This window comes from Spirosoma endbachense (assembly GCF_010233585.1).
In the GTDB taxonomy this organism is placed as follows: Bacteria; Bacteroidota; Bacteroidia; order Cytophagales; family Spirosomataceae; genus Spirosoma; species Spirosoma endbachense.
In genome coordinates this window covers 6,999,289-7,018,683 of sequence record NZ_CP045997.1, presented here as the reverse complement: position 1 = coordinate 7,018,683, position 19,395 = coordinate 6,999,289, and the positions used below count along the sequence as shown (strand labels likewise).

13 protein-coding genes and 1 tRNA gene are annotated in these 19,395 nt (G+C 47.3%); 9 read left to right on the top strand and 5 right to left on the bottom strand.

Features of this window, described 5'->3' with window-relative positions; all coding sequences use genetic code 11:
* The first annotated feature begins 49 nt into the window (after positions 1-49).
* The 6 genes from lpdA to GJR95_RS28600 all read left to right on the top strand — a co-directional run bounded on the left by lpdA (position 50) and on the right by GJR95_RS28600 (position 8,920).
* Positions 50-1,450 (top strand): dihydrolipoyl dehydrogenase, encoded by a 1,401-nt coding sequence (gene lpdA / locus GJR95_RS28625; RefSeq protein WP_162389117.1) that lies wholly within the window; start codon positions 50-52, stop codon positions 1,448-1,450.
* Positions 1,451-1,625: 175 nt separating this feature from the next.
* The gene (gene mutL / locus GJR95_RS28620) at positions 1,626-3,605 is read left to right on the top strand and encodes a DNA mismatch repair endonuclease MutL (RefSeq protein ID WP_162389116.1); all 1,980 of its coding nucleotides are present in this window, start codon (positions 1,626-1,628) and stop codon (positions 3,603-3,605) included.
* 38 nt (positions 3,606-3,643) lie between these two features.
* The gene (locus GJR95_RS28615; RefSeq protein WP_162389115.1) at positions 3,644-4,423 is read left to right on the top strand and encodes a rhomboid family intramembrane serine protease; all 780 of its coding nucleotides are present in this window, start codon (positions 3,644-3,646) and stop codon (positions 4,421-4,423) included.
* 2 nt (positions 4,424-4,425) lie between these two features.
* Positions 4,426-5,349: a rhomboid family intramembrane serine protease gene (locus GJR95_RS28610; protein WP_162389114.1), complete on the top strand. Its 924-nt coding sequence runs from the start codon at positions 4,426-4,428 to the stop codon at positions 5,347-5,349.
* A gap of 314 nt (positions 5,350-5,663) precedes the next feature.
* A complete protein-coding gene (gene dxs, locus GJR95_RS28605) occupies positions 5,664-7,598 on the top strand; it encodes a 1-deoxy-D-xylulose-5-phosphate synthase (RefSeq protein ID WP_162389113.1) in 1,935 nt (644 codons plus the stop codon).
* Between the two features lie 80 nt (positions 7,599-7,678).
* On the top strand, positions 7,679-8,920 hold the full coding sequence (locus tag GJR95_RS28600; protein ID WP_162389112.1) for an aspartate kinase: 1,242 nt from the start codon (positions 7,679-7,681) through the stop codon (positions 8,918-8,920).
* A 109-nt stretch (positions 8,921-9,029) separates the two neighbouring features.
* Here GJR95_RS28600 and GJR95_RS28595 read toward each other — a convergent pair whose 3' ends face one another.
* Positions 9,030-10,061 carry a PorP/SprF family type IX secretion system membrane protein gene (locus tag GJR95_RS28595; protein ID WP_162389111.1) on the bottom strand — a complete coding sequence of 344 codons (1,032 nt, stop codon included), beginning with the start codon at positions 10,059-10,061 and terminating at the stop codon, positions 9,030-9,032.
* A 235-nt stretch (positions 10,062-10,296) separates the two neighbouring features.
* Between GJR95_RS28595 and GJR95_RS28590 the strand changes: the two genes are divergently transcribed.
* Positions 10,297-13,971: a PKD domain-containing protein gene (locus GJR95_RS28590; protein WP_232540887.1), complete on the top strand. Its 3,675-nt coding sequence runs from the start codon at positions 10,297-10,299 to the stop codon at positions 13,969-13,971.
* A gap of 100 nt (positions 13,972-14,071) precedes the next feature.
* Complete coding sequence (gene ruvB / locus GJR95_RS28585; protein ID WP_162389110.1) at positions 14,072-15,100, top strand: Holliday junction branch migration DNA helicase RuvB; 1,029 nt, start codon at positions 14,072-14,074, stop codon at positions 15,098-15,100.
* Positions 15,101-15,187: 87 nt separating this feature from the next.
* Here the strand turns inward: ruvB and GJR95_RS28580 are convergent, their stop codons facing one another.
* From GJR95_RS28580 to era, 4 genes are all read right to left on the bottom strand, one after another.
* Positions 15,188-15,496, bottom strand: coding sequence for an ArsR/SmtB family transcription factor (locus GJR95_RS28580; protein WP_162389109.1), 309 nt, complete (start codon positions 15,494-15,496; stop codon positions 15,188-15,190).
* A 210-nt stretch (positions 15,497-15,706) separates the two neighbouring features.
* Positions 15,707-16,630 (bottom strand): DMT family transporter, encoded by a 924-nt coding sequence (locus GJR95_RS28575; RefSeq protein ID WP_162389108.1) that lies wholly within the window; start codon positions 16,628-16,630, stop codon positions 15,707-15,709.
* Between the two features lie 72 nt (positions 16,631-16,702).
* The gene (der, locus tag GJR95_RS28570) at positions 16,703-18,010 is read right to left on the bottom strand and encodes a ribosome biogenesis GTPase Der (protein ID WP_162389107.1); all 1,308 of its coding nucleotides are present in this window, start codon (positions 18,008-18,010) and stop codon (positions 16,703-16,705) included.
* A gap of 108 nt (positions 18,011-18,118) precedes the next feature.
* Positions 18,119-19,039, bottom strand: a complete 921-nt coding sequence (gene era, locus GJR95_RS28565; protein ID WP_162389106.1) for a GTPase Era — start codon at positions 19,037-19,039, stop codon at positions 18,119-18,121.
* Positions 19,040-19,183: 144 nt separating this feature from the next.
* Between era and GJR95_RS28560 the strand changes: the two genes are divergently transcribed.
* Positions 19,184-19,256, top strand: a tRNA-Met gene (locus GJR95_RS28560).
* Positions 19,257-19,395 lie beyond the last annotated feature (139 nt).

The window sequence follows — 19,395 nt, the reverse complement described above, 5'->3', positions numbered from 1 at the left end:
ACTCCTGACTACACCTAACGAATCCTGACATAACTCCAATACACAAAAAATGGCTTCACAGTACGATGTAATCGTTGTGGGTAGCGGGCCGGGCGGTTATGTAGCCGCCATCCGGGCGTCGCAGTTGGGTATGAAAACGGCCGTCATTGAGCGCGAAAGCCTCGGCGGCATCTGTCTGAACTGGGGCTGTATCCCTACCAAAGCGCTGCTTAAATCAGCGCAGGTTTTTGAATACATTAAGCACTCTGCCGATTATGGAATTACCATTTCGGGCGAGTCGCAGGCCGATTTTGGGGCTGTTATCAAGCGGAGCCGGGGCGTTGCCGACAGCATGAGCAAGGGCGTCCAGTTCCTGATGAAGAAAAATAAAATCGACGTAATCAATGGCGTCGGTAAAGTGAAACCAGGGAAGAAAATTGACGTGACTGCTGCCGATGGCAAAGTTACCGAATACGAAGCCAAGCATATCATCATCGCTACCGGTGGCCGCGCCCGTCAATTGCCTGCCGCACCATTCGATGGCGTTAAGATTATCGAGTATCGGAAAGCAATGTCGCTCGAAAAACGCCCGGACTCGATGCTGGTTATCGGTTCAGGAGCTATTGGCGTTGAGTTTGCTTATGTCTACGCCAGCATGGGCACCAAAGTGACGATTGTTGAATTCCTGCCCAGCGTAGTACCGGTCGAAGACGAGGATATTTCAAAAGAACTCGCCAAGCAGTACAAGAAGATGGGCATCGATATTTACACGAAGTCCGAAGTAACGAAGGTCGATACCAGCGGTAAAGGCTGTAAGATAGTTGTAAAAACGCCCGACGGCGAAAAAACTTTCGAAGCAGACGTTGTACTGTCGGCGGCTGGTGTTGTGGCCAATATCGAAAACATTGGCCTCGAAGAAGTCGGTATTACGGTTGATCGGGGCAAGATCGTAACCGACGATTATTACCGGACTAATGTTGAAGGCTACTATGCGATCGGTGACGTTACGAAAGGCCAGGCACTGGCGCACGTAGCATCCGCAGAGGGCATTATCTGTGTAGAAAAAATTGCCGGATTGCCGCACGTTGAGCCATTGAACTACAACAATATTCCTGGCTGCACGTATTGCACACCCGAAATTGCATCGGTAGGTTATACCGAAAAAGCCGCTCGTGAAGCTGGTTATGAACTGAAAGTCGGGAAGTTTCCCTTCACCGCATCGGGCAAGGCCAAAGCCGCCGGTACGCCAGAGGGCTTTGTAAAAGTAATTTTCGACGCCAAGTATGGTGAGTTTCTGGGAGCGCACTTTATCGGTAACAACGTAACTGAAATGATTGCCGAAGTAGTGGCTGCCCGCAAGCTGGAAACAACCGCCGAAGAAATTCTGAAGTCGGTTCACCCACACCCAACCATGTCGGAATCCATTAAAGATGCCACCGAAGCTGCTTACGGCGAAGCGATCCATTTGTAGCAAGGTGCAGCGAGCATAGCGTAGAGACAATACGTCGCTCTGTGCTTCCTGTGCCCGGAATTTTCCCCTGTCCCTCGTAAAAAAGCGTTGGACAGGGGCTTTTTTTAAGGTTAATTTTGTTGTATCTTGTATAGAGCGGCAAATGACCGCACCGGAGGGTCCTTATCAGTCAGTCATGTTAAATGTTATTCAGCTACTGCCCGATTCGATTGCTAACCAAATTGCGGCTGGTGAGGTCGTACAACGACCAGCGTCAGTTGTAAAAGAGTTGCTCGAAAATTCAGTAGATGCAAAGGCCAAATCCGTGCAGGTAATTATCCGTGAAGCGGGCAGGAACCTGATTCAGATCGTGGACGATGGCGTAGGCATGACCGAAACGGATGCCCGTATGAGTTTCGAACGGCACGCAACCTCTAAAATCCGCTCGTCAGATGACCTGTTTCGCATTCGTACGATGGGATTTCGGGGTGAGGCACTGGCGTCGATTGCGGCCGTAGCGCAGGTAGAAATGCGTACCCGTCGGGCAGAAGACGAACTGGGTACGCTGATTCGGATTGAAGGCTCTGATATAAAAGCACAGGAGGCTATTTCGTGCCTGCCGGGAACCAATCTGCTTATCAAGAACCTCTTCTTCAATGTTCCGGCCCGCCGTAATTTTCTGAAATCAAACTCGGTCGAGATGCGGCACATCATCGATGAGTTTCAACGGGTAGCTCTGGCTAATCCAGAAGTTGGCTTTTCATTATTTCATAACGATCAGGAGATTTATAATCTGCCTGCCGGAAAACTTAGCCGCCGGATCATCGACATGTTCGGTAAGAGTTACCGCGAGCAGTTAAATTACTGCGAAGAACAAACGCCTTATGTAACCGTTCGTGGCTACATCGGCAAACCCGAGTCGGCCAAAAAAGCACGTAACGAACAGTTTTTCTTCGTCAACAACCGTTTTATCAAACATAATTACCTGCACCATGCGGTGGTAGGTGCATATGAGGGCACCTTGCCGGAAGGTAGCCATCCATTCTACGTGTTATTTGTCGATATCGATCCATCCCATATCGACATCAATATTCACCCCACAAAAACGGAAATTAAATTCGATGATGAGCGATCGGTCTATGCCATTATGATGGCGGCTGTCCGGAAAGCTGTTGGTGTCTATAATCTGTCTCCATCGCTCGATTTCGACTCGGATGTTAATTTTCTGTCGGGTGGCCGGTCTGGCGGAAGCCGACCAGCACCTTCCGACATTAAAGCGGATATTCCCCGTCCTATTACGCCTTCCTGGTCATCGGGCGGGCAATCGGCCGACCAGAAGCCGAAACCCGAACGGGTAACGTTTCGTACGGATTCACTCGATAAAGCAGCTGGTAGTAGCTTCGATATGCCCCAAAAGCCTAGTAGCAACAACTGGCAGGCTTTGTTTAAAGGGATGAAGGAATCAGATGAATCGAAACAAACAGAACCAGTTGGCGATTGGCTGGGACCCGCAAAGCCGGTTGAGCCAGCTTCTGCCGGTGAGCCTGTCGAAAGTGAAGCTTTGACGCTGGGTAGCCGGGCCAATCAGCTTCAGGATGTATCGGCCGTTGTTGAGGACGAAAATATTGTTCAGATTCAGAACCGTTACCTTTTAGCTACGATCAAGTCTGGAGTGATGCTAATTGACCAGCGTAGAGCCTATGAGCGAGTATTGTATGATCAGTTTCATGCTGCGCTGACTAAACGAAATGGTGTATCACAGCAATTACTTTTTCCAAAAACAGTTACACTTACACCGGTAGACTTCCAACTGGCGCTAGATTTGCGTGATGATCTGATTAATCTTGGTTTTCAGTTCGACGAATTGGGGCAGAATACCTTTGTGATTCGGGGCGTGCCGACACTGACAACCGGAGAAAACGAAGAGGAACTGTTTGCGAATCTTCTGGCTCAGCTTCGTGCCGATACCGGACGGTTAAAATTAGACCGGGCGGAGTCGATGGCGAGGTCGCTGGCCCGGCGGTCGTCTCAGCGTCATATTACCCGATTGAGCCTGACCGAACGGAAGGCACTTGTCGGTCAATTGTTTGCTTCATCGAACCCTAGTTATACACCAACTGGCGAACCGGTTACGACGATATTATCGTTAGATAAAATTGCGGGACTTTTTCGATAAGAAATCAGTTAAAGAAGTAAATTGTAAAATCTGAAGCGATGTTTTCTTTTACCCCAGTTGTTCGAGTTATACTGATTCTCAACGTATTGGTTTTTTTTGTTACAAATGACAGTGTAATTGAGCAATTTGGGTTGCATTCGTTTCTGTCTGAGCAGTTTAATCCGATTCAGTTGCTTACCCACATGTTTTTACATGGTGGTTTTGGCCATTTGTTTAGTAATATGATTGGGTTAATTGTATTTGGCCCAATGCTTGAACAATTCTGGGGACCGCGTCGGTTTACGTTCTTTTACTTTTTTACGGGGCTGGGAGCCGCATTTTTGTTTTCAGGAGTAAACTATTTTGAGATGCAAAGCGTATATGAAACCGTTCAGAATTACCAGCATAGTCCTGGTTTCGACGCGTTTTCGGCGTTTGTAGATCAACATGCCAGTTCCTATTATGATCGGTTAGTGCCGTTTATTGAGAAATTCAAGAGTTATCCACACGATTCTAAAAATATTCAGGACAGCCTGGCTATTGTGAACCAGATTTTTACGAATCAGGTCAACGAGCCGATGGTAGGTGCATCGGGCGCGATTTTTGGCGTGATTATGGCATTTGGTTTATTGTTTCCGAACACTCAGTTATTTTTATTGTTTCCACCTATACCGATTAAAGCAAAGTACCTCGTTATATTTTACGGGGCCTACGAAATCTACTCCGGCGTCTATCGGGCGCAAGCTGACAACGTAGCCCATTTTGCTCATATTGGCGGCATGTTGTTTGCATTTATATTAGTGAAATACTGGAATTCACAGCGGAAAACTTTTTATTAGTGATGAGCGGGTTGTTCGATGACTTTCGGAGCGAATTCAGCAAGCCCAACAACACGTTGGTGCAATTGATACTGGTCAATACAGTCGTGTATCTGGCCGTGGTCACCTTATATGTAGCGTCGCATTTGCTGAGTGCGACAACTATTTATGGTCTTGTCATTGATAATCTGGCTATTCCGGCCTCGATCACTGGGTTCCTCCATAGGCCCTGGACGTTGATGACCCATATTTTCGCACATGAAGAGATTTTCCATATTCTTTTCAATATGCTGTTTCTATACTGGTTTGGCCGGTTAATCGACGAATATTTAGGTAGCCGTCGGTTAGTAGGGCTGTACATTATGGGGGGCATTGCTGGTGGGCTGTTTTATCTGGCTATGTATAATCTGGTGCCTTATTTTCAGAACCAACTGGCTGGATCACAAATGCTGGGTGCGTCGGCTGCGGCTTTGTCTGTAGCGGTTGGTGCCGCCACCCTGCTGCCTAACTACACATTTCACCTGCTTTTCTTCGGACCTGTCCGGATTAAATATATCGTTTTCTTCTTCGTCGTTTTATCGTTTGCGCAATCGGTAGGACCAAATGCGGGTGGTAATATTGCTCACCTGGGCGGAGCCTTAATGGGCTTTTTCTACGTGAAACTGCTTCAGAATGGTACTGATCTGGGTCGTCCTATTTACTGGTTAGTCGATGGATGGAGCAATTTGTTTAAACCAAAACCGGCCGTGAAGGTGTCCTATCGGCAGCGTAGCAGCGCCAGTGCACAGGGTAGTGTTTATGCATCGACCAGCACATCGGCAACAGCTATTTCAACACCCGACCAGGATGAAGTAGATATGATCCTGGATAAAATTTCTCGATCGGGTTATGAAAGCCTAACCCGCGAAGAGAAACAAAAGCTATTCAGAGCCAGCCAGCGGAATTAATTTCACCGGTTACTAAATTTTAGCCTGTTCCAGTAGCAAAGTAAGCCTGAATCAAAAACTGTAAATTGAGATTCAGTTTATGATTTAACGAATATAGTTTAGGTCGAAAGATAGCTATCAGCAAACCTGAATCTTTTCAAAATCTAAGCTCCCACCGTCTGCGTATATGTTCAGGCGACCGGGGGCTTAGATTATTTATAAATCTAATAAAAATAAATTACCTTCGCTCCCTGAATTACCGGGTCAACCGCCGAAGGAAACATTGCATTCTATACGTTTGTTATTGTGATACAGACGCTTTTCTGCTACCTACCATGCTGATTACCCCTGGCAGTCTTCTGGCCACCATCAATACGCCTGACGATCTTCGTAAACTCGATAAATCCCGCCTGCCCCAGCTTGCCGACGAACTCCGCCAATTTATTATCGATGATGTTTCGGTATATGGCGGCCACTTTGGCGCCAGCCTCGGTGTTGTGGAACTGACAGTAGCGTTACACTACGTCTTTAACACCCCCGACGACCAATTGGTCTGGGATGTAGGGCATCAGGCCTACGGTCATAAAATTCTTACCGGTCGGCGCGACCGTTTTCATACCAATCGATTCTATAAAGGTCTTTCAGGCTTTCCGAAGCGAAAAGAAAGCCAATATGATTCATTTGGTGTAGGTCATTCGTCTACCTCGATTTCGGCCGCTTTGGGTATGGCTGTTGCGTCGCAGCTTCAGGGAAAACCACAGCGTAACCACATTGCCGTTATCGGCGATGGCGCTATGACCGCTGGCGAAGCATTCGAAGGCATGAACCATGCCGGAGCAACAGACAGTAACCTGCTCATCGTGCTGAACGATAACTGCATGAGCATCGACCCCAACGTTGGGGCTCTGCGGGAGTACCTGACCGATATTACGACGTCGCAGACCTACAACAAGGTGAAAGACGAAGTCTGGAACCTGCTCGGTAAAATGAGCAAGTTTGGCAAGAGCGCGCAGGAAATCGTATCTAAAGTCGAGTCTGGTATTAAATCGTCGCTGCTGGATCAGAGCAATCTGTTCGAATCGCTGAACCTACGCTATTTTGGTCCAATCGACGGCCATGATATCGATCATCTGGTGAGCGTACTGGACGACCTCAAAAATATTCCTGGCCCTAAATTACTGCACGTTCTTACGGTGAAAGGTAAGGGCTACGCACCGGCTGAGAAAGACCAGACCAAATGGCACGCACCGGGCCTGTTCGATAAAGTGACTGGGGTCATTCAGAAAAAAATCTATGATACGCCCCAACCGCCAAAATATCAGGACGTTTTCGGGAATACGCTAGTTGAACTGGCCGAGCAAAACCCGCGTATTGTGGGCGTAACACCCGCCATGCCTTCTGGTTCATCGATGAACATTATGATGAAGGCCATGCCTAAGCGAGCCTTCGACGTCGGGATTGCCGAGCAGCATGCCGTTACGTTCTCGGCCGGAATGGCTACGCAGGGTGAAGTGGTGTTCTGCAACATCTACTCGACGTTCATGCAGCGGGCTTATGATCAGGTCATCCATGATGTGTGTATTCAGGAACTGCCCGTAGTTTTCTGCCTCGACCGGGCCGGTTTTGCGGGAGCCGATGGGCCAACACACCACGGAGCCTATGACCTGGCTTTTATGCGCTGCATACCTAATATGATTGTTGCGTCGCCGATGAATGAGCAGGAGCTTCGCAATATGATGTACACCGCACAGTCCGACGAAATACAGCAAGGCAAGCGGGCCTTCACAATCCGGTATCCACGGGGTGAAGGTGTTATGTCGAACTGGCGCACACCGCTTGAAAAACAAGTGGTCGGTAAAGGCAGAATGGTTTCCGATGGTGAAGATGTTGCTATTCTAACAATTGGCCACATCGGCAATTATGCCGTTGAAGCCGCCACAATGCTGGCTAAAGAAGGAATTCGGCCTGCTCATTTTGATATGCGCTACGTGAAACCGCTCGATGAAGAGCTTCTTCATCAGATTTTCGGCCGTTTCGATCGGGTACTTACCGTTGAAGATGGCTGTATTATGGGAGGGTTTGGTAGCGCTGTCCTCGAATTTATGGCTAATCATGGCTATATGGCCCGTGTTAAGCGATTAGGTATTCCTGACGCAGTAATTGAGCATGGCGAACAGAGAGAGCTTCACCATGAATGTGGGTTCGATCCACAGGGTATTGCTGATGCCGTCCGCGAATTGCTCTTCACTGGGCGTTCAGTAACGGTTTAAAACTAATTTTTTAGCAGGATTACAGAATTAACAGGATCACAAATCTTGTTGACTCTGTAATCCTGTTTTTTTATTTCAATATGAAAGTATTCAAGTTTGGTGGAGCATCGGTAAAAGACGCAGCAGGTGTGCAGAATCTGGCCGAAATCGTTCGGACACAGGGAAAAAACGCTGTAGTAGTCGTGTCGGCTATGGGAAAAACGACAAATGCACTTGAAGACCTGGTGCGTGCTTATATAAACCCCAGGCCCGGCCAAATTCAGGCTCGACTGCAAACGATTCGCTCCTACCACGAGAGCATTATACATGGGCTAACGGGTAATTTCACCAGCGTCTATCAAACCCTTGAAACCCTGGAAGCTTACCTAAAACAGCCTTTCACTGGTCTGTATGACGAAGTTTATGACCAGATTGTTTCGTTGGGTGAAATCATGTCGACCCAGATTGTGGCGGCTTATTTAGCCAATACAGGCATAGCAACCCGCTGGACGGATGCCCGCCAGCTGATTGCTACTGATGTAACATTTCGGGAGGGGCGGGTAGACTGGGAGGAAACAAATCGACGTATAAATAATACCGTAACCACAGCTGCTGTAACGGTAACACAAGGGTTCATCGGCCAGTCACCCGATGGTCGGACAACTACGCTTGGGCGTGAAGGTTCGGATTATACGGCCGCCATTTTTGCCTATTGCCTCAACGCCGAAAGCGTTACGATCTGGAAGGATGTGCCCGGCGTTCTGAATGCCGATCCTAAATGGTTTGATCAGACTGTTTTATTAGAAAAGATAACCTATCAGGATGCTATTGAACTGGCTTACTACGGTGCTACGGTTATTCACCCTAAAACCATCAAGCCTTTACAGAACAAAGGCATCCCATTATACGTACGGTCGTTCGTAAAGCCCGATGCACCCGGAACGGTTATTGGTCATTACGAGCGCCACCTGTTGATTCCATCATTTATTTTTAAGATCAATCAGGTTCTGATTTCATTACATCCCAATGATTTTTCGTTCATCGCAGAAGATAATCTGAGTCGAATTTTTGGGCGGTTTGCTCAGGCAGGCATTAAAATCAACCTTATGCAGAATACGGCAATCAGCTTTTCGGTCGTCGTTGATAATAATCAGGACCGTATTCCTGAACTGCTGGGTCAGTTAAGACAGGATTTCCGGGTCAGCTACAACGATGGTTTAGAACTGATCACCATTCGCTACTATGACCAGAGTACCATTGACCGGGTACTGGTCAACAAAAAGCTGCTGCTGGAACAAAAAAGCCGCTACACTGTGCAGCTAGTTGTGAAAGATTTGGGGTAGGTTGGTAAATGAGTAACTAAGAAATTAATAAGCAGGGACGATCAACTGATTATTCAGGAACGAATTAGCCCGTTACGCGAATTGACCTGGTAACTCAATTGCCCACCTATTAAAATTTCGGACAGGGAAGCTTTTTATCCCGTTTTCTGACACCCGACCGGCGACCTTCTGGCTTTTCGAAGATGTAGGACAGCGATAATTCGTGTGAGCCACCGCTATTGCCAAGCGTCGAAACGGTGAAATCGTAGCTATAACCAATCGAAAACTTTTCCATGCGCCAGCCAGCCAGCAGTGCCACCGCATCGTGGTTATTGATGGTTTGTTCGTATCGCTTGAACGGAATACCCCGATAATAGGCCCCTATCGTTAAAGGCGAGTAGGTTAGGTAGGCACCAATATCCAGCTGGTCGTATTTACCCTGAAATTTGTAGAGGATAACGGGCGAGAAACTGATTTCGCGATCCTGTTCATCGGCTAGCCCGGTAAAACCACCCAGAGGAATGCGTAATCCAGCCTGAAAGCTCCCTTTTATAGGCAGGCGATTCTGTCCACTGACAAAAAATCCCTGGTCAGGCCGGTTGATATGGTGAGCCGCTGCACCGACCCAGAACCAGTCTGAGTAGAATAACGCGCCGGTCGAAAAATCAAGATATTTATTTTTAGGTGATCCTGCCAGTAAAGTAGGGTCCTGCGAAACGCTACCGCTGATAAAACCCTGGTCAGTAAACTGATCGCCAGTCGTTAAGCCAAAATAGTTAACATTCCGATTAACATACGACCCCTGTAGGCCAAATCGAACAAAAGACGATTCACTGACCTGAAGCTGGTATGAGTATTGCAACCCTATTTCGGTAGATTGAATCCTACCTTGACCCTGATTATCATTCTGAATTAAAAGGCCTACACCGCTATTAAATCGGTCGAAATAATGGTCCAGACCAACCATTGTGGTCACATAGTTGGTAATGGCGGGCCATTGATTTCGGTAATTAGCCGTAATGCGTGGTGCCAAGGCTGAACCGGCAAAAGCGGGGTTCAGATAAAGAGGAGCGGCATAAAACTGGGTGAACTGCGGATCCTGCGCGAAGGCCAGTTGGCTGAAAGCCAACGCCAAAACCGCCAATACGTATTTCTTACTCATAGCTGCGATATAAGGGCAAAGACTGGGCCAACTTCGCGGTTGCAACATTCCAAATGAAAAAAGAGTATTAGAGAACATAAATAACCGATAAAATTAGCTTAGTTCCTGCCGATTTTAACGGTTATAAGACGATAAAATTTTAACGAAGCGACTTCGTTTATACTAACGTAATGCCCCCGTTGTCTGTTATGCCAGGGGATGAATTTGTGCAGGTGGGCTTATTCAGCGTTTTTTCATGGTAACTTATATTGGCCGTCTCAGTTTCATTTGGTTTGGGGCCATGCTACTCTTGCTGGCAGGGCGTACTACAGCCTGGGCGCAGACAACTACCGGTTTTAAAATCAGTGGTAAAACCTGCGTGCCTGATGTAGAATGTAAAGCCGATTCTGTCGTATTTACAGATAGTGTATTAACGGGTGTAACGACCCGCGTGTGGAATTTTGGTGATGGCGGTACAGCTACGACACAAAAAGATTCAGTTGAGCAACATGTCTATCAGACAGCGGGGAGATATACCGTTACGCTGACCCGAACAGTCAATGGTGTTACACAGACAGTATCAAAAAGTCTTCAGGTATATAACCGGCCTCAGGCTTTTCAGAACTGGCGGACTGATACAACCATCTGTAAAGGCGAAACGATTACACTTGACCCGTATGCGGGTAGTACGCAACCTAACTACAATTACCTGTGGTACCCGAAAGGAGACACAACTCAAAGTATTCAGGTTGATAGTTCAGGATGTTACTCAATAGAAGTAATTGATCCAAGAACGCAGTGTACCTATCAGGATCGTATTAATGTCGATGTCTGCGGAGAGAAAAAAGAGTCGCAGGGGGTTAAATGGTATTTTGGTGGAAATGCCGGACTTGACTTTAGCGGGGGCGGGTCTCCTAAGCCGATTACGGACGGTAAATTGAATACGATTGAAGGTTCATCGTCTATTGCCAATTCAAAAGGTATTCTGTTATTCTATACCGATGGGATAACAATCTATGACAAAGACGGCAAACCGATGAAGTCGCTCGTGCCGGGTGATACAACGGCCGTGCAGATTCCGCTGGATGGTAATAAAAACTCTACGCAATCGGCCCTGATTGTGCCTAAACCTACCTGCCGTGGGTGTGAGTACCTCTACTACGTATACACAACCTCTGAGATACGTGGGCAGAAAACACTGACCTACAGCGTTGTTGATATGCGTCAGAATGCTGGTAAAGGCGCTATTGTCGAGAAGAACATACCATTATCGAATAAAGGTACGGAACAGTCGGCATCGGTTCGGAACGATCGGGACTCTACCTACTGGGTCATTACCCGGCAATATGGCACCAATACGTTCCAGATCCGGCACCTGACAACCAGCGAAAATCCCATTGTAACAACCTATACAGGTGGGCAGGTCATAGATTCACTGGCAAATGCTGAGGGGTATATCAAGATTGGCCCGGCTGATACGACGGGTGGCAATAAGGGTGATCGTCCTATGGCGGTAGTTATTCCCGGCCCGCCGAAAAACTCGGTCGATCTATACACCTTCAACGATTCAACGGGGAAAATGACCTTTAACCGAACGCTTGATCTGGGGGCTGCCCCACCCAAAGCATACGGTGTCGAGTTTTCGCCCGATGGAAAGAGCCTATATGTAACGATGCTGGCCGATACGAACTCGGATGGGAGCCTGAAAGGGGCATCATATATTTTAAAGTATGACCTGACTCAGAAAGATTCGCTCTTAACGGGCTCCAAAACAGTGGTGGATAGCAGTACGACCCGCCAGTATGGGTCCATTCAGATTGGGCCGGATGGGCGAATATACGTGGCAATCAAGGGCAGTAGTTCGCTGGGAACGATCGAAAATCCGAATGGAGGATTACTCGATAGCCTCATATTTAATCCCGTAGGGCAAACGTTGGGCGGGCAAACGAGCCAATTAGGGTTACCGAACCTGGTCGCCAACTTCAACGATCAGTCGAGCGGACCTGGTTTCACGTATTCCGACACCTGCGCCCGGCAGCCAACAGTATTTCAGGGAAGCCCGAACTGTCCTAAGTTAAAGGAAACATACACCTGGACTTTTGGTGATGGCAGCGCTCCGGTTTCCACAACCGCACTGCAACCCCAAACGCATACCTACCAGCAACCCGGCGACTATCCGGTAAGTTTTCATATCGTCACAAGAACGAGTTCCGGTGGTATTTGTAAGGATACGATCATTTACGATACGCTCACTATTCTTGAAACACCGCCTGACATAAAATTTGGGGCCGATACGGCAATATGTAACAAAAAAGGACTGACGCTGGACCTGAAAGTACAGGCCAAGGTATATGTCTGGGTGGTGAATGGGGCTGTTGTCAGTCGACAAAAAACACTGAAGTTAGATTTGCCTGGTTTTTATCATGTAATCGGTTTAGCGGCCAACGGCGAGTGTTTCAAAAGCGATACCATTGATGTGCAGATAAGGCCAGTACCATCGCTCGATCTTGGACCCGATACATTATTCTGCTACCGAACGGCCGTCAACCTGACCGTTCCACAACAGACCTGGAAACGTTTTCAGTGGAGCAATGGTGGCGATACACGAACGATTTCAGTATCAAAGGCAGGTACATACACGGTAACAGCACAGTCGGACCCAATTGACGGAGCCGTTTGTGAGAACTCTGATACGATTCGCGTCAGTGAACTTCCGAAATTAAGAGTAGCAGCAGCACTAACAGGGCCTAGAGCCTGTACATCCGCTGACGGATCGATCATACTTACACCTAGCCCGGCCGGAGACTACCAGTATGACTGGACGAGCTCAAATGGTGCCGTTCTGGCGGGTACAACCAATCAGCAAACCGGGCTACCCGAGGGTGGTTATAAGATCAGCGTAACAGACACCCTCCATGAATGTAAGCTGGATACGGCGTTTACACTAAAATCATCGGCCAATCAGTTAGCGCTTTCGCCCGTTGTTAAAGACGCGCTGTGTAGCATACCGAATAGCGGTACAATCAGTTTGAACATATCCGGTGGTACAGGAGTGAGCTATATCTGGTTGGATCAGAACAACAATCAAGTGGCAAACACGCCCGTGTTCGATAAGGCAGGGCAGGGTTTATACAACGTGCAGGTGACGGATGCCAATGGTTGTAAAGCCATTGAAGACAGCATCAAGGTTGGTCTTGACAGCGCAGGATTTGCCCGATTAAGTCCGAACCAGTTGAAATGCGTTGGGCAAACGGTTACGCTGCAACCAGAAGATGCGCAACAGCCGGGTAATGTATACCAGTGGAGTACCGGGGCGTCGTCGCCATCGATCATCGTCAACCAGCCCGGCTCATACAGCCTGATTGTTCGCAATACGCAAACCGGCTGCGTTGGCCGTAGTAGCACCCAGGTATCCGATCGGCCGGCACCTGCTTTCTCACTGCCTAGCGAGGTTGTACTTTGTGAGGGCGATCAGGGTAAGGCACAGATTATTGCGAATGGGTCTACCGGATTACGCTATTTATGGCTAAACCGCAATGATACTACCCGAGCGATTACCGTTACCAGGGCGGGCCAGTATCAGGTAGTAGTGACTGATCCACAGGGTTGTACAGCCCTTGGTACATCGCTGGCGCTCAACAAGTGTGAGCCAAGGATGAACGTTCCGGAAGCATTCACGCCCAATAACGACGGAGTCAATGATTTGCTGCAAGTGTTCTCCTCTTACGTAACGGACTATGAACTCCGGGTGTATAACCGATGGGGCGAAGTGATCTTTGTTGCCAATAATCCTGAGCAGAAATGGGATGGAACATACAAAGGATATCTCTATCCGCCCATGTTATATCCCTACGTTATTGTCTATAAAAGTGAGTCGTTTCCGGAGCGTGGAAAACTCGTAAAACGAGGTTCCGTACTGCTGATCAGATAGTGTTTTTCCGGGCTTTTTTTCGTATATTTGAGGTAAACGACCCGCTTAAATTGGCCTGAAAAAAGCGGTTTTTTCGGCTGGGTTTGTACTAATCAAAATCATGCGAAACGACTTTCTGAAAGGAACAGGCGAGGGTATGTCAGCCACCGATAAGGAAATTGAACGGGCACTTCGGCCGCTTTCGTTCGACGACTTTACGGGGCAGGCTAAAGTGTTGGCAAACCTCGAAGTCTTTGTCCGGGCGGCAATGCAGCGGGGTGATGCACTCGACCATGTGTTGCTTCATGGACCTCCGGGTCTGGGCAAAACAACACTGTCGCACATCATTGCCAACGAACTCACTGCCAATATCAAGATGACCTCCGGGCCAGTCCTGGATAAGCCCAGCGATCTGGCAGGTTTGCTGACAAATCTGCAACCAAACGACGTATTGTTCATTGACGAGATCCACCGGCTCAATCCGATTGTAGAAGAATACCTGTACTCGGCAATGGAAGACTATAAGATCGACATCATGCTCGATTCGGGCCCAAATGCCCGAACGGTACAGATCAAACTGAATCCATTTACGCTCATTGGTGCCACAACCCGTGCCGGTATGCTGACATCACCCCTGCGGGCGCGATTTGGTATCAGCTGTCGGCTGGAGTATTACGATGCCAAACTCTTAACGAGTATCGTTCAACGTTCATCGGCCATTCTGAGTACGCCAATCGATGAGCAGGGTGCGTATGAGATTGCGCGCCGAAGCCGGGGAACACCCCGTATTGCCAATAACCTGCTGCGCCGAACCCGCGATTTTGCGCAGGTAAGGGGTAATGGTTATATCAATGTGGAGATTGCTGAAATTGCGCTGAGTGCGCTTGAGGTCGATCAGAACGGGCTGGACGATATGGACAACCGGATTTTGACGACAATCATTGAGAAATTTAAGGGCGGCCCGGTTGGTATTACAACGATTGCAACGGCCTGTGGAGAAGAAGCTGAAACGATCGAGGAAGTATATGAGCCGTTTCTGATTCAGGAAGGTTTCCTGATGCGTACATCCCGTGGGCGTGAAGCGACCGAGAAGGCCTACATACACCTGGGCATCATGCCGCATTATAAGACGGGCGAGCTGTTTGGATAGCGGCCTCGGGGCAATGAGTAATTAAGGTAATTTGTTTCTGAGCAAACAAGGCGCCTTCAATTACTCATTGCCTTTATTGTTGAATTCCTAGTTCAGAATTTTACTTCTGTAGATACATTCAATGATCTCAGCTACAGCCGTATCTACCAGAAAATAGTAAATGTTTTTACCGCTACGTCGAATATCCAGTATACCTTTATCGCGCATATTGATGAGGTGATGAGAAATAAGAGATTGTTCTGCGTTCAGATTCTTATAGATCGTTGACACATTCAACTCCTTATTTTCATTCAACATCTGAATTATTTTTATGCGTAAAGGATGAGCCACGGCCTTAAGCACATAAGCTGCTTTGTCAATTCTTTTTTCCTCGTCCATATTAGTTTCGGTAGCCATACAAGTTTATATTTATTAGGTGTGCGTTTTATGAAAGTTAGATTAATTCCTGCACTAAGAATTAGTAAGTTCCTGAAAGTGAGATAGAATTTATCTAAAGGTAAATTTCTGTATCCTATTTTACCATGAGAATATATTTATAGGTTGTATCGTGATATTTATCCGGTTATTCTATCAATTTTATGGTACTTACTTGCAGGTATTTTTTGGCTAACTGCCACTAACGGCTGTTGTCTGACGGTTACCACGCCAGCTAATCAAAAATACGCCAGTCAGCACGAGAAGGGTTCCAATGATTTGTTCCATGCTGATGGTTTCATGCAGGATCGTAGTGGCCAGGATAATTGTAAAGATTGGTCCAATACTGGCAATAATCGACGCATTTCCGGAGCCAACCCGTTTAATCCCTTCAGCAATCATAAACGTCGGAATCACCGTTACGAAAATGCCCATGCTTAGCCCCAGCGCGTAAACAGGCATTGGGTAGCCTCCCAAATGCAGCCCATTTTCAATTAGGCAGTGAATTACCGTTGGAACAGTAGCTGCTATCATTGCATAGCAGGTAAAACGCTGGGAGCCGACACGGGCTATCATCCGGTCACTTCCAACTAAATAAATGGCATAGACAACTCCGCTAAGAATAACCCAGAAAGCGCCAAGCAGCACATTTTTTTGCTGAGTAGTTTCAATATTCCCCACAAACGCAAGCAGAATACCACCGTAGGTCAGCAAGAGGGCGAATAGTTGCAATCGCGTTACCCGCCGACCAAATCCCAGGGCATTCATCAGTAAAACGAAGGTGGGATAAACGAACAGAAGAATTCGTTCCAGGCTTGCCGTGATATAAACCAGCCCCAGAAAGTTAAAAAAACTGGCAAAATAATAACCTGTAATCCCGAGCATTGCCAGGATTATCCACTGACGGATCGTTAGTTGAACTGGCGGAGATTTTTTGGCCAGATTAAGCGCAATACCCACATAGAATGGTAACGCAAAGAGCATCCGTAGTGTAAGCAGTGAAATAGAATCAATGGAATATTGGTAGGCCAGTTTAATGAGTACGCCTTTCATAGCAAAGCAAAAAGCTGCCAGAAAAACAAGAAGAGCCCCAATCCAATAGCTAGTGCGGGTCATTATAAGCCAGAGAAAGAGTAGGGAGCATGCACTGGTTAAATACTATTACCCACGCATGCTCACTACTTAGCGCTATTTTTGCCGGAAAAACAGCGTGATTGGCACACCTGTAAAGTCGAAGTGGGCCCGAATTTTATTCTCCAGAAAGCGCTGATACGATTCCTGAACATATTGAGGTAAATTACAGAAGAACACGAACGTTGGCGAAGGCGTTGGAACCTGCAGCATGTACTTGATCTTAATCATTTTACCCTTCAATGATGGGGGCGGATAGGCTTCGATCTCCGGTTGCAGCGCATCATTCAACTTTGAGGTAGCGATCTTCTTGCTCTTATTTTCGTAGACCTCCATCGCTTTTTCCATAACCTGGAAAATACGCTGTTTTTCATGGACCGACGCGAAAATGATAGGCAGATAATCGATTGGCATCATCCGCTGAATCATCTCCTTGCGCAGAACATCGGCCGTCCGGTGATCTTTCTCGACGGCATCCCATTTATTCACCATAATCACAATACCCTTTTTAGCCTTTACAGCCTGCCCTATGATGTTCAGATCCTGGGCTTCAAGGCCTCGTGTGGCGTCGAGCATAATGACACATACATCCGAATCTTCCATGGCCTTTAGCGCCCGAAGTGTCGAATAAAACTCGATGTTGTCCTGAATACGAGCTTTCCGTCGAATACCAGCCGTATCGGTCAGAATAAAATCTTTTCCGTATGCTTTATAACGAGTATTGATAGCGTCGCGGGTTGTACCGGCAATGTCGGTTACTATACTACGATCCTGACCCGTGAGAACGTTTAGAAACGATGATTTACCAACATTCGGGCGACCCAGAATGGCAATACGCGGAATGCCAGCATCCGGATCGGCCACCCCTTCTGTCGGAAAATGTTTGATTACTTCATCCAGAAGATCGCCCGTTCCGGTACCAGTCATCGATGAAATCGGATACGGTTCGCCCAGACCAAGACCATAAAATTCTGTTGCACTATGCGCCCTATCGGCCGTTTCTGCCTTGTTGGCAACGATGTAAACTGGTTTTTTAGAACGACGCAGCACATTGGCAAAATCTTCATCAAGCCCCGTAATACCGGTTTGTGTATCAACAACAAACAACAGTACGGTTGATTCCTGAATGGCTATTTCAACCTGTTCTCGGATCGATTCTTCAAATATATCTTCTGATCCAACAACATAGCCACCTGTGTCAATGACTGTAAAGTATTTATTATTCCACTCGGCCGTACCATAATGACGGTCGCGGGTAACACCACTTTGATTATCCATGATGGCCTGCCGTTGTTCCGTCAGGCGGTTAAACAGCGTGGACTTGCCCACATTTGGGCGGCCAACGATTGCAACAATATTTGCCATTTTTTTGAAGGAGTGAGGAGCGAGAAACGAGATGTTAGGCGTTGCAGACGCCACAATAATGGATGCGCCAGCAACGCCCAACTGTTCTCTTTTCGCTCCTGATAGTACTTATTCGTCGTATCCCAAGCGTTTGAGCATCCGGTCTTTTTGACGCCAGTCGGGTTCTACTTTTACGAATTGTTCCAGAAATACTTTTTTGCCGAAAAAACGCTCGAGCTCTTCGCGAGCCATAATGCCCGTTTTCTTAATCATCTTACCACCTTCGCCAAGCAGAATCGCCCGTTGCGTGGCCCGTTCAACCAGAATTTCTGCCTGAACAACAATGATATCTTCTTTCTCCTTGAAGCCAATAATCACCACCTCACTGCTGTAAGGGACTTCTTTCTTGTAATTCAGGAAAATCTTTTCGCGAATAATCTCCGATGCAAAGAACCGTTCGGGTTTATCGGTCAGCTCATCTTTAGGAAAGTAAGGCGGATGTTGTGGCAGACGGCTGATAATTCCCTCAAAGACACGATCAATATTAAAGTTATTGAGGGCCGATATAGGAATAATTTCCTGTGCTTTGAAGTGCTCCTGCCAATAGGCTATTTTCTCATCGACCTGAGCCTGAGTTGCCTGATCGATTTTATTGATCAGAAGCAAGATAGGGACTTCTGATTTCTGCAATCGTTCAATAACATCGTTTTCATCGTGTTGCTCAAAAATATCCGTTACGAACAACACCACATCGGCGTCTTCAAGTGAACCGCGCACAAAGCTCATCATGGATTCATGGAGCTTATAGAGCGGCTTAATGATGCCTGGTGTATCTGAATAAACGAGCTGGAATTCCTGACCATTGTGCGTTCCGTTCAGGATGCCCATAATGCGGTGACGAGTGGTCTGGGCTTTGGAGGTGATGATCGACAACCGCTCACCGACGAGCTGGTTCATCAGGGTAGATTTACCGACGTTGGGCTTGCCAACGATACTGACGAAGCCGGCCTTATGATCGGCCGGAAATGTTTCAATTAATTCTGTAGTCATTTGTAGGTGATCCCGCTGGCTGATTTCCAGCGGCTTTAGAAAACAACTCCCTCCCGAAAAAAAACGTTTCAGAGAAGGAATAAACTTTTTTTACAAAGGTAGTTGTTTTTTTAGAAATGAGTAGTACCTTTGCAGTCCCAACATCGCGGGATGGAGCAGTTGGTAGCTCGTTGGGCTCATAACCCAAAGGTCGCTGGTTCGAGTCCAGCTCCCGCTACTCTGAGAATAAAGCCGTTACGATTCAAAACCGTAACGGCTTTTTCGTTTGGTACAACAAATCGGTCGTCGTAAGTACGAAGAAATTTTTGCTTGGAAAATGCAAGTGAATTGTCAATCAGGTTTTTAAGTCGAGTAGG

Bases quoted from the DNA above. Each gene is read 5' to 3' on its own strand.
- GJR95_RS28600 (WP_162389112.1), top strand. From the start codon at position 7,679: ATGAAAGTATTCAAGTTTGGTGGAGCATCGGTAAAAGACGCAGCAGGT.
- lpdA (WP_162389117.1), top strand. From the start codon at position 50: ATGGCTTCACAGTACGATGTAATCGTTGTGGGTAGCGGGCCGGGCGGT.
- GJR95_RS28595 (WP_162389111.1), bottom strand. From the start codon at position 10,061: ATGAGTAAGAAATACGTATTGGCGGTTTTGGCGTTGGCTTTCAGCCAA.
- GJR95_RS28610 (WP_162389114.1), top strand. From the start codon at position 4,426: ATGAGCGGGTTGTTCGATGACTTTCGGAGCGAATTCAGCAAGCCCAAC.
- GJR95_RS28580 (WP_162389109.1), bottom strand. From the start codon at position 15,496: ATGGCTACCGAAACTAATATGGACGAGGAAAAAAGAATTGACAAAGCA.
- GJR95_RS28615 (WP_162389115.1), top strand. From the start codon at position 3,644: ATGTTTTCTTTTACCCCAGTTGTTCGAGTTATACTGATTCTCAACGTA.
- GJR95_RS28575 (WP_162389108.1), bottom strand. From the start codon at position 16,630: ATGACCCGCACTAGCTATTGGATTGGGGCTCTTCTTGTTTTTCTGGCA.
- ruvB (WP_162389110.1), top strand. From the start codon at position 14,072: ATGCGAAACGACTTTCTGAAAGGAACAGGCGAGGGTATGTCAGCCACC.
- der (WP_162389107.1), bottom strand. From the start codon at position 18,010: ATGGCAAATATTGTTGCAATCGTTGGCCGCCCAAATGTGGGCAAGTCC.
- GJR95_RS28590 (WP_232540887.1), top strand. From the start codon at position 10,297: ATGGTAACTTATATTGGCCGTCTCAGTTTCATTTGGTTTGGGGCCATG.
- dxs (WP_162389113.1), top strand. From the start codon at position 5,664: ATGCTGATTACCCCTGGCAGTCTTCTGGCCACCATCAATACGCCTGAC.
- era (WP_162389106.1), bottom strand. From the start codon at position 19,039: ATGACTACAGAATTAATTGAAACATTTCCGGCCGATCATAAGGCCGGC.
- mutL (WP_162389116.1), top strand. From the start codon at position 1,626: ATGTTAAATGTTATTCAGCTACTGCCCGATTCGATTGCTAACCAAATT.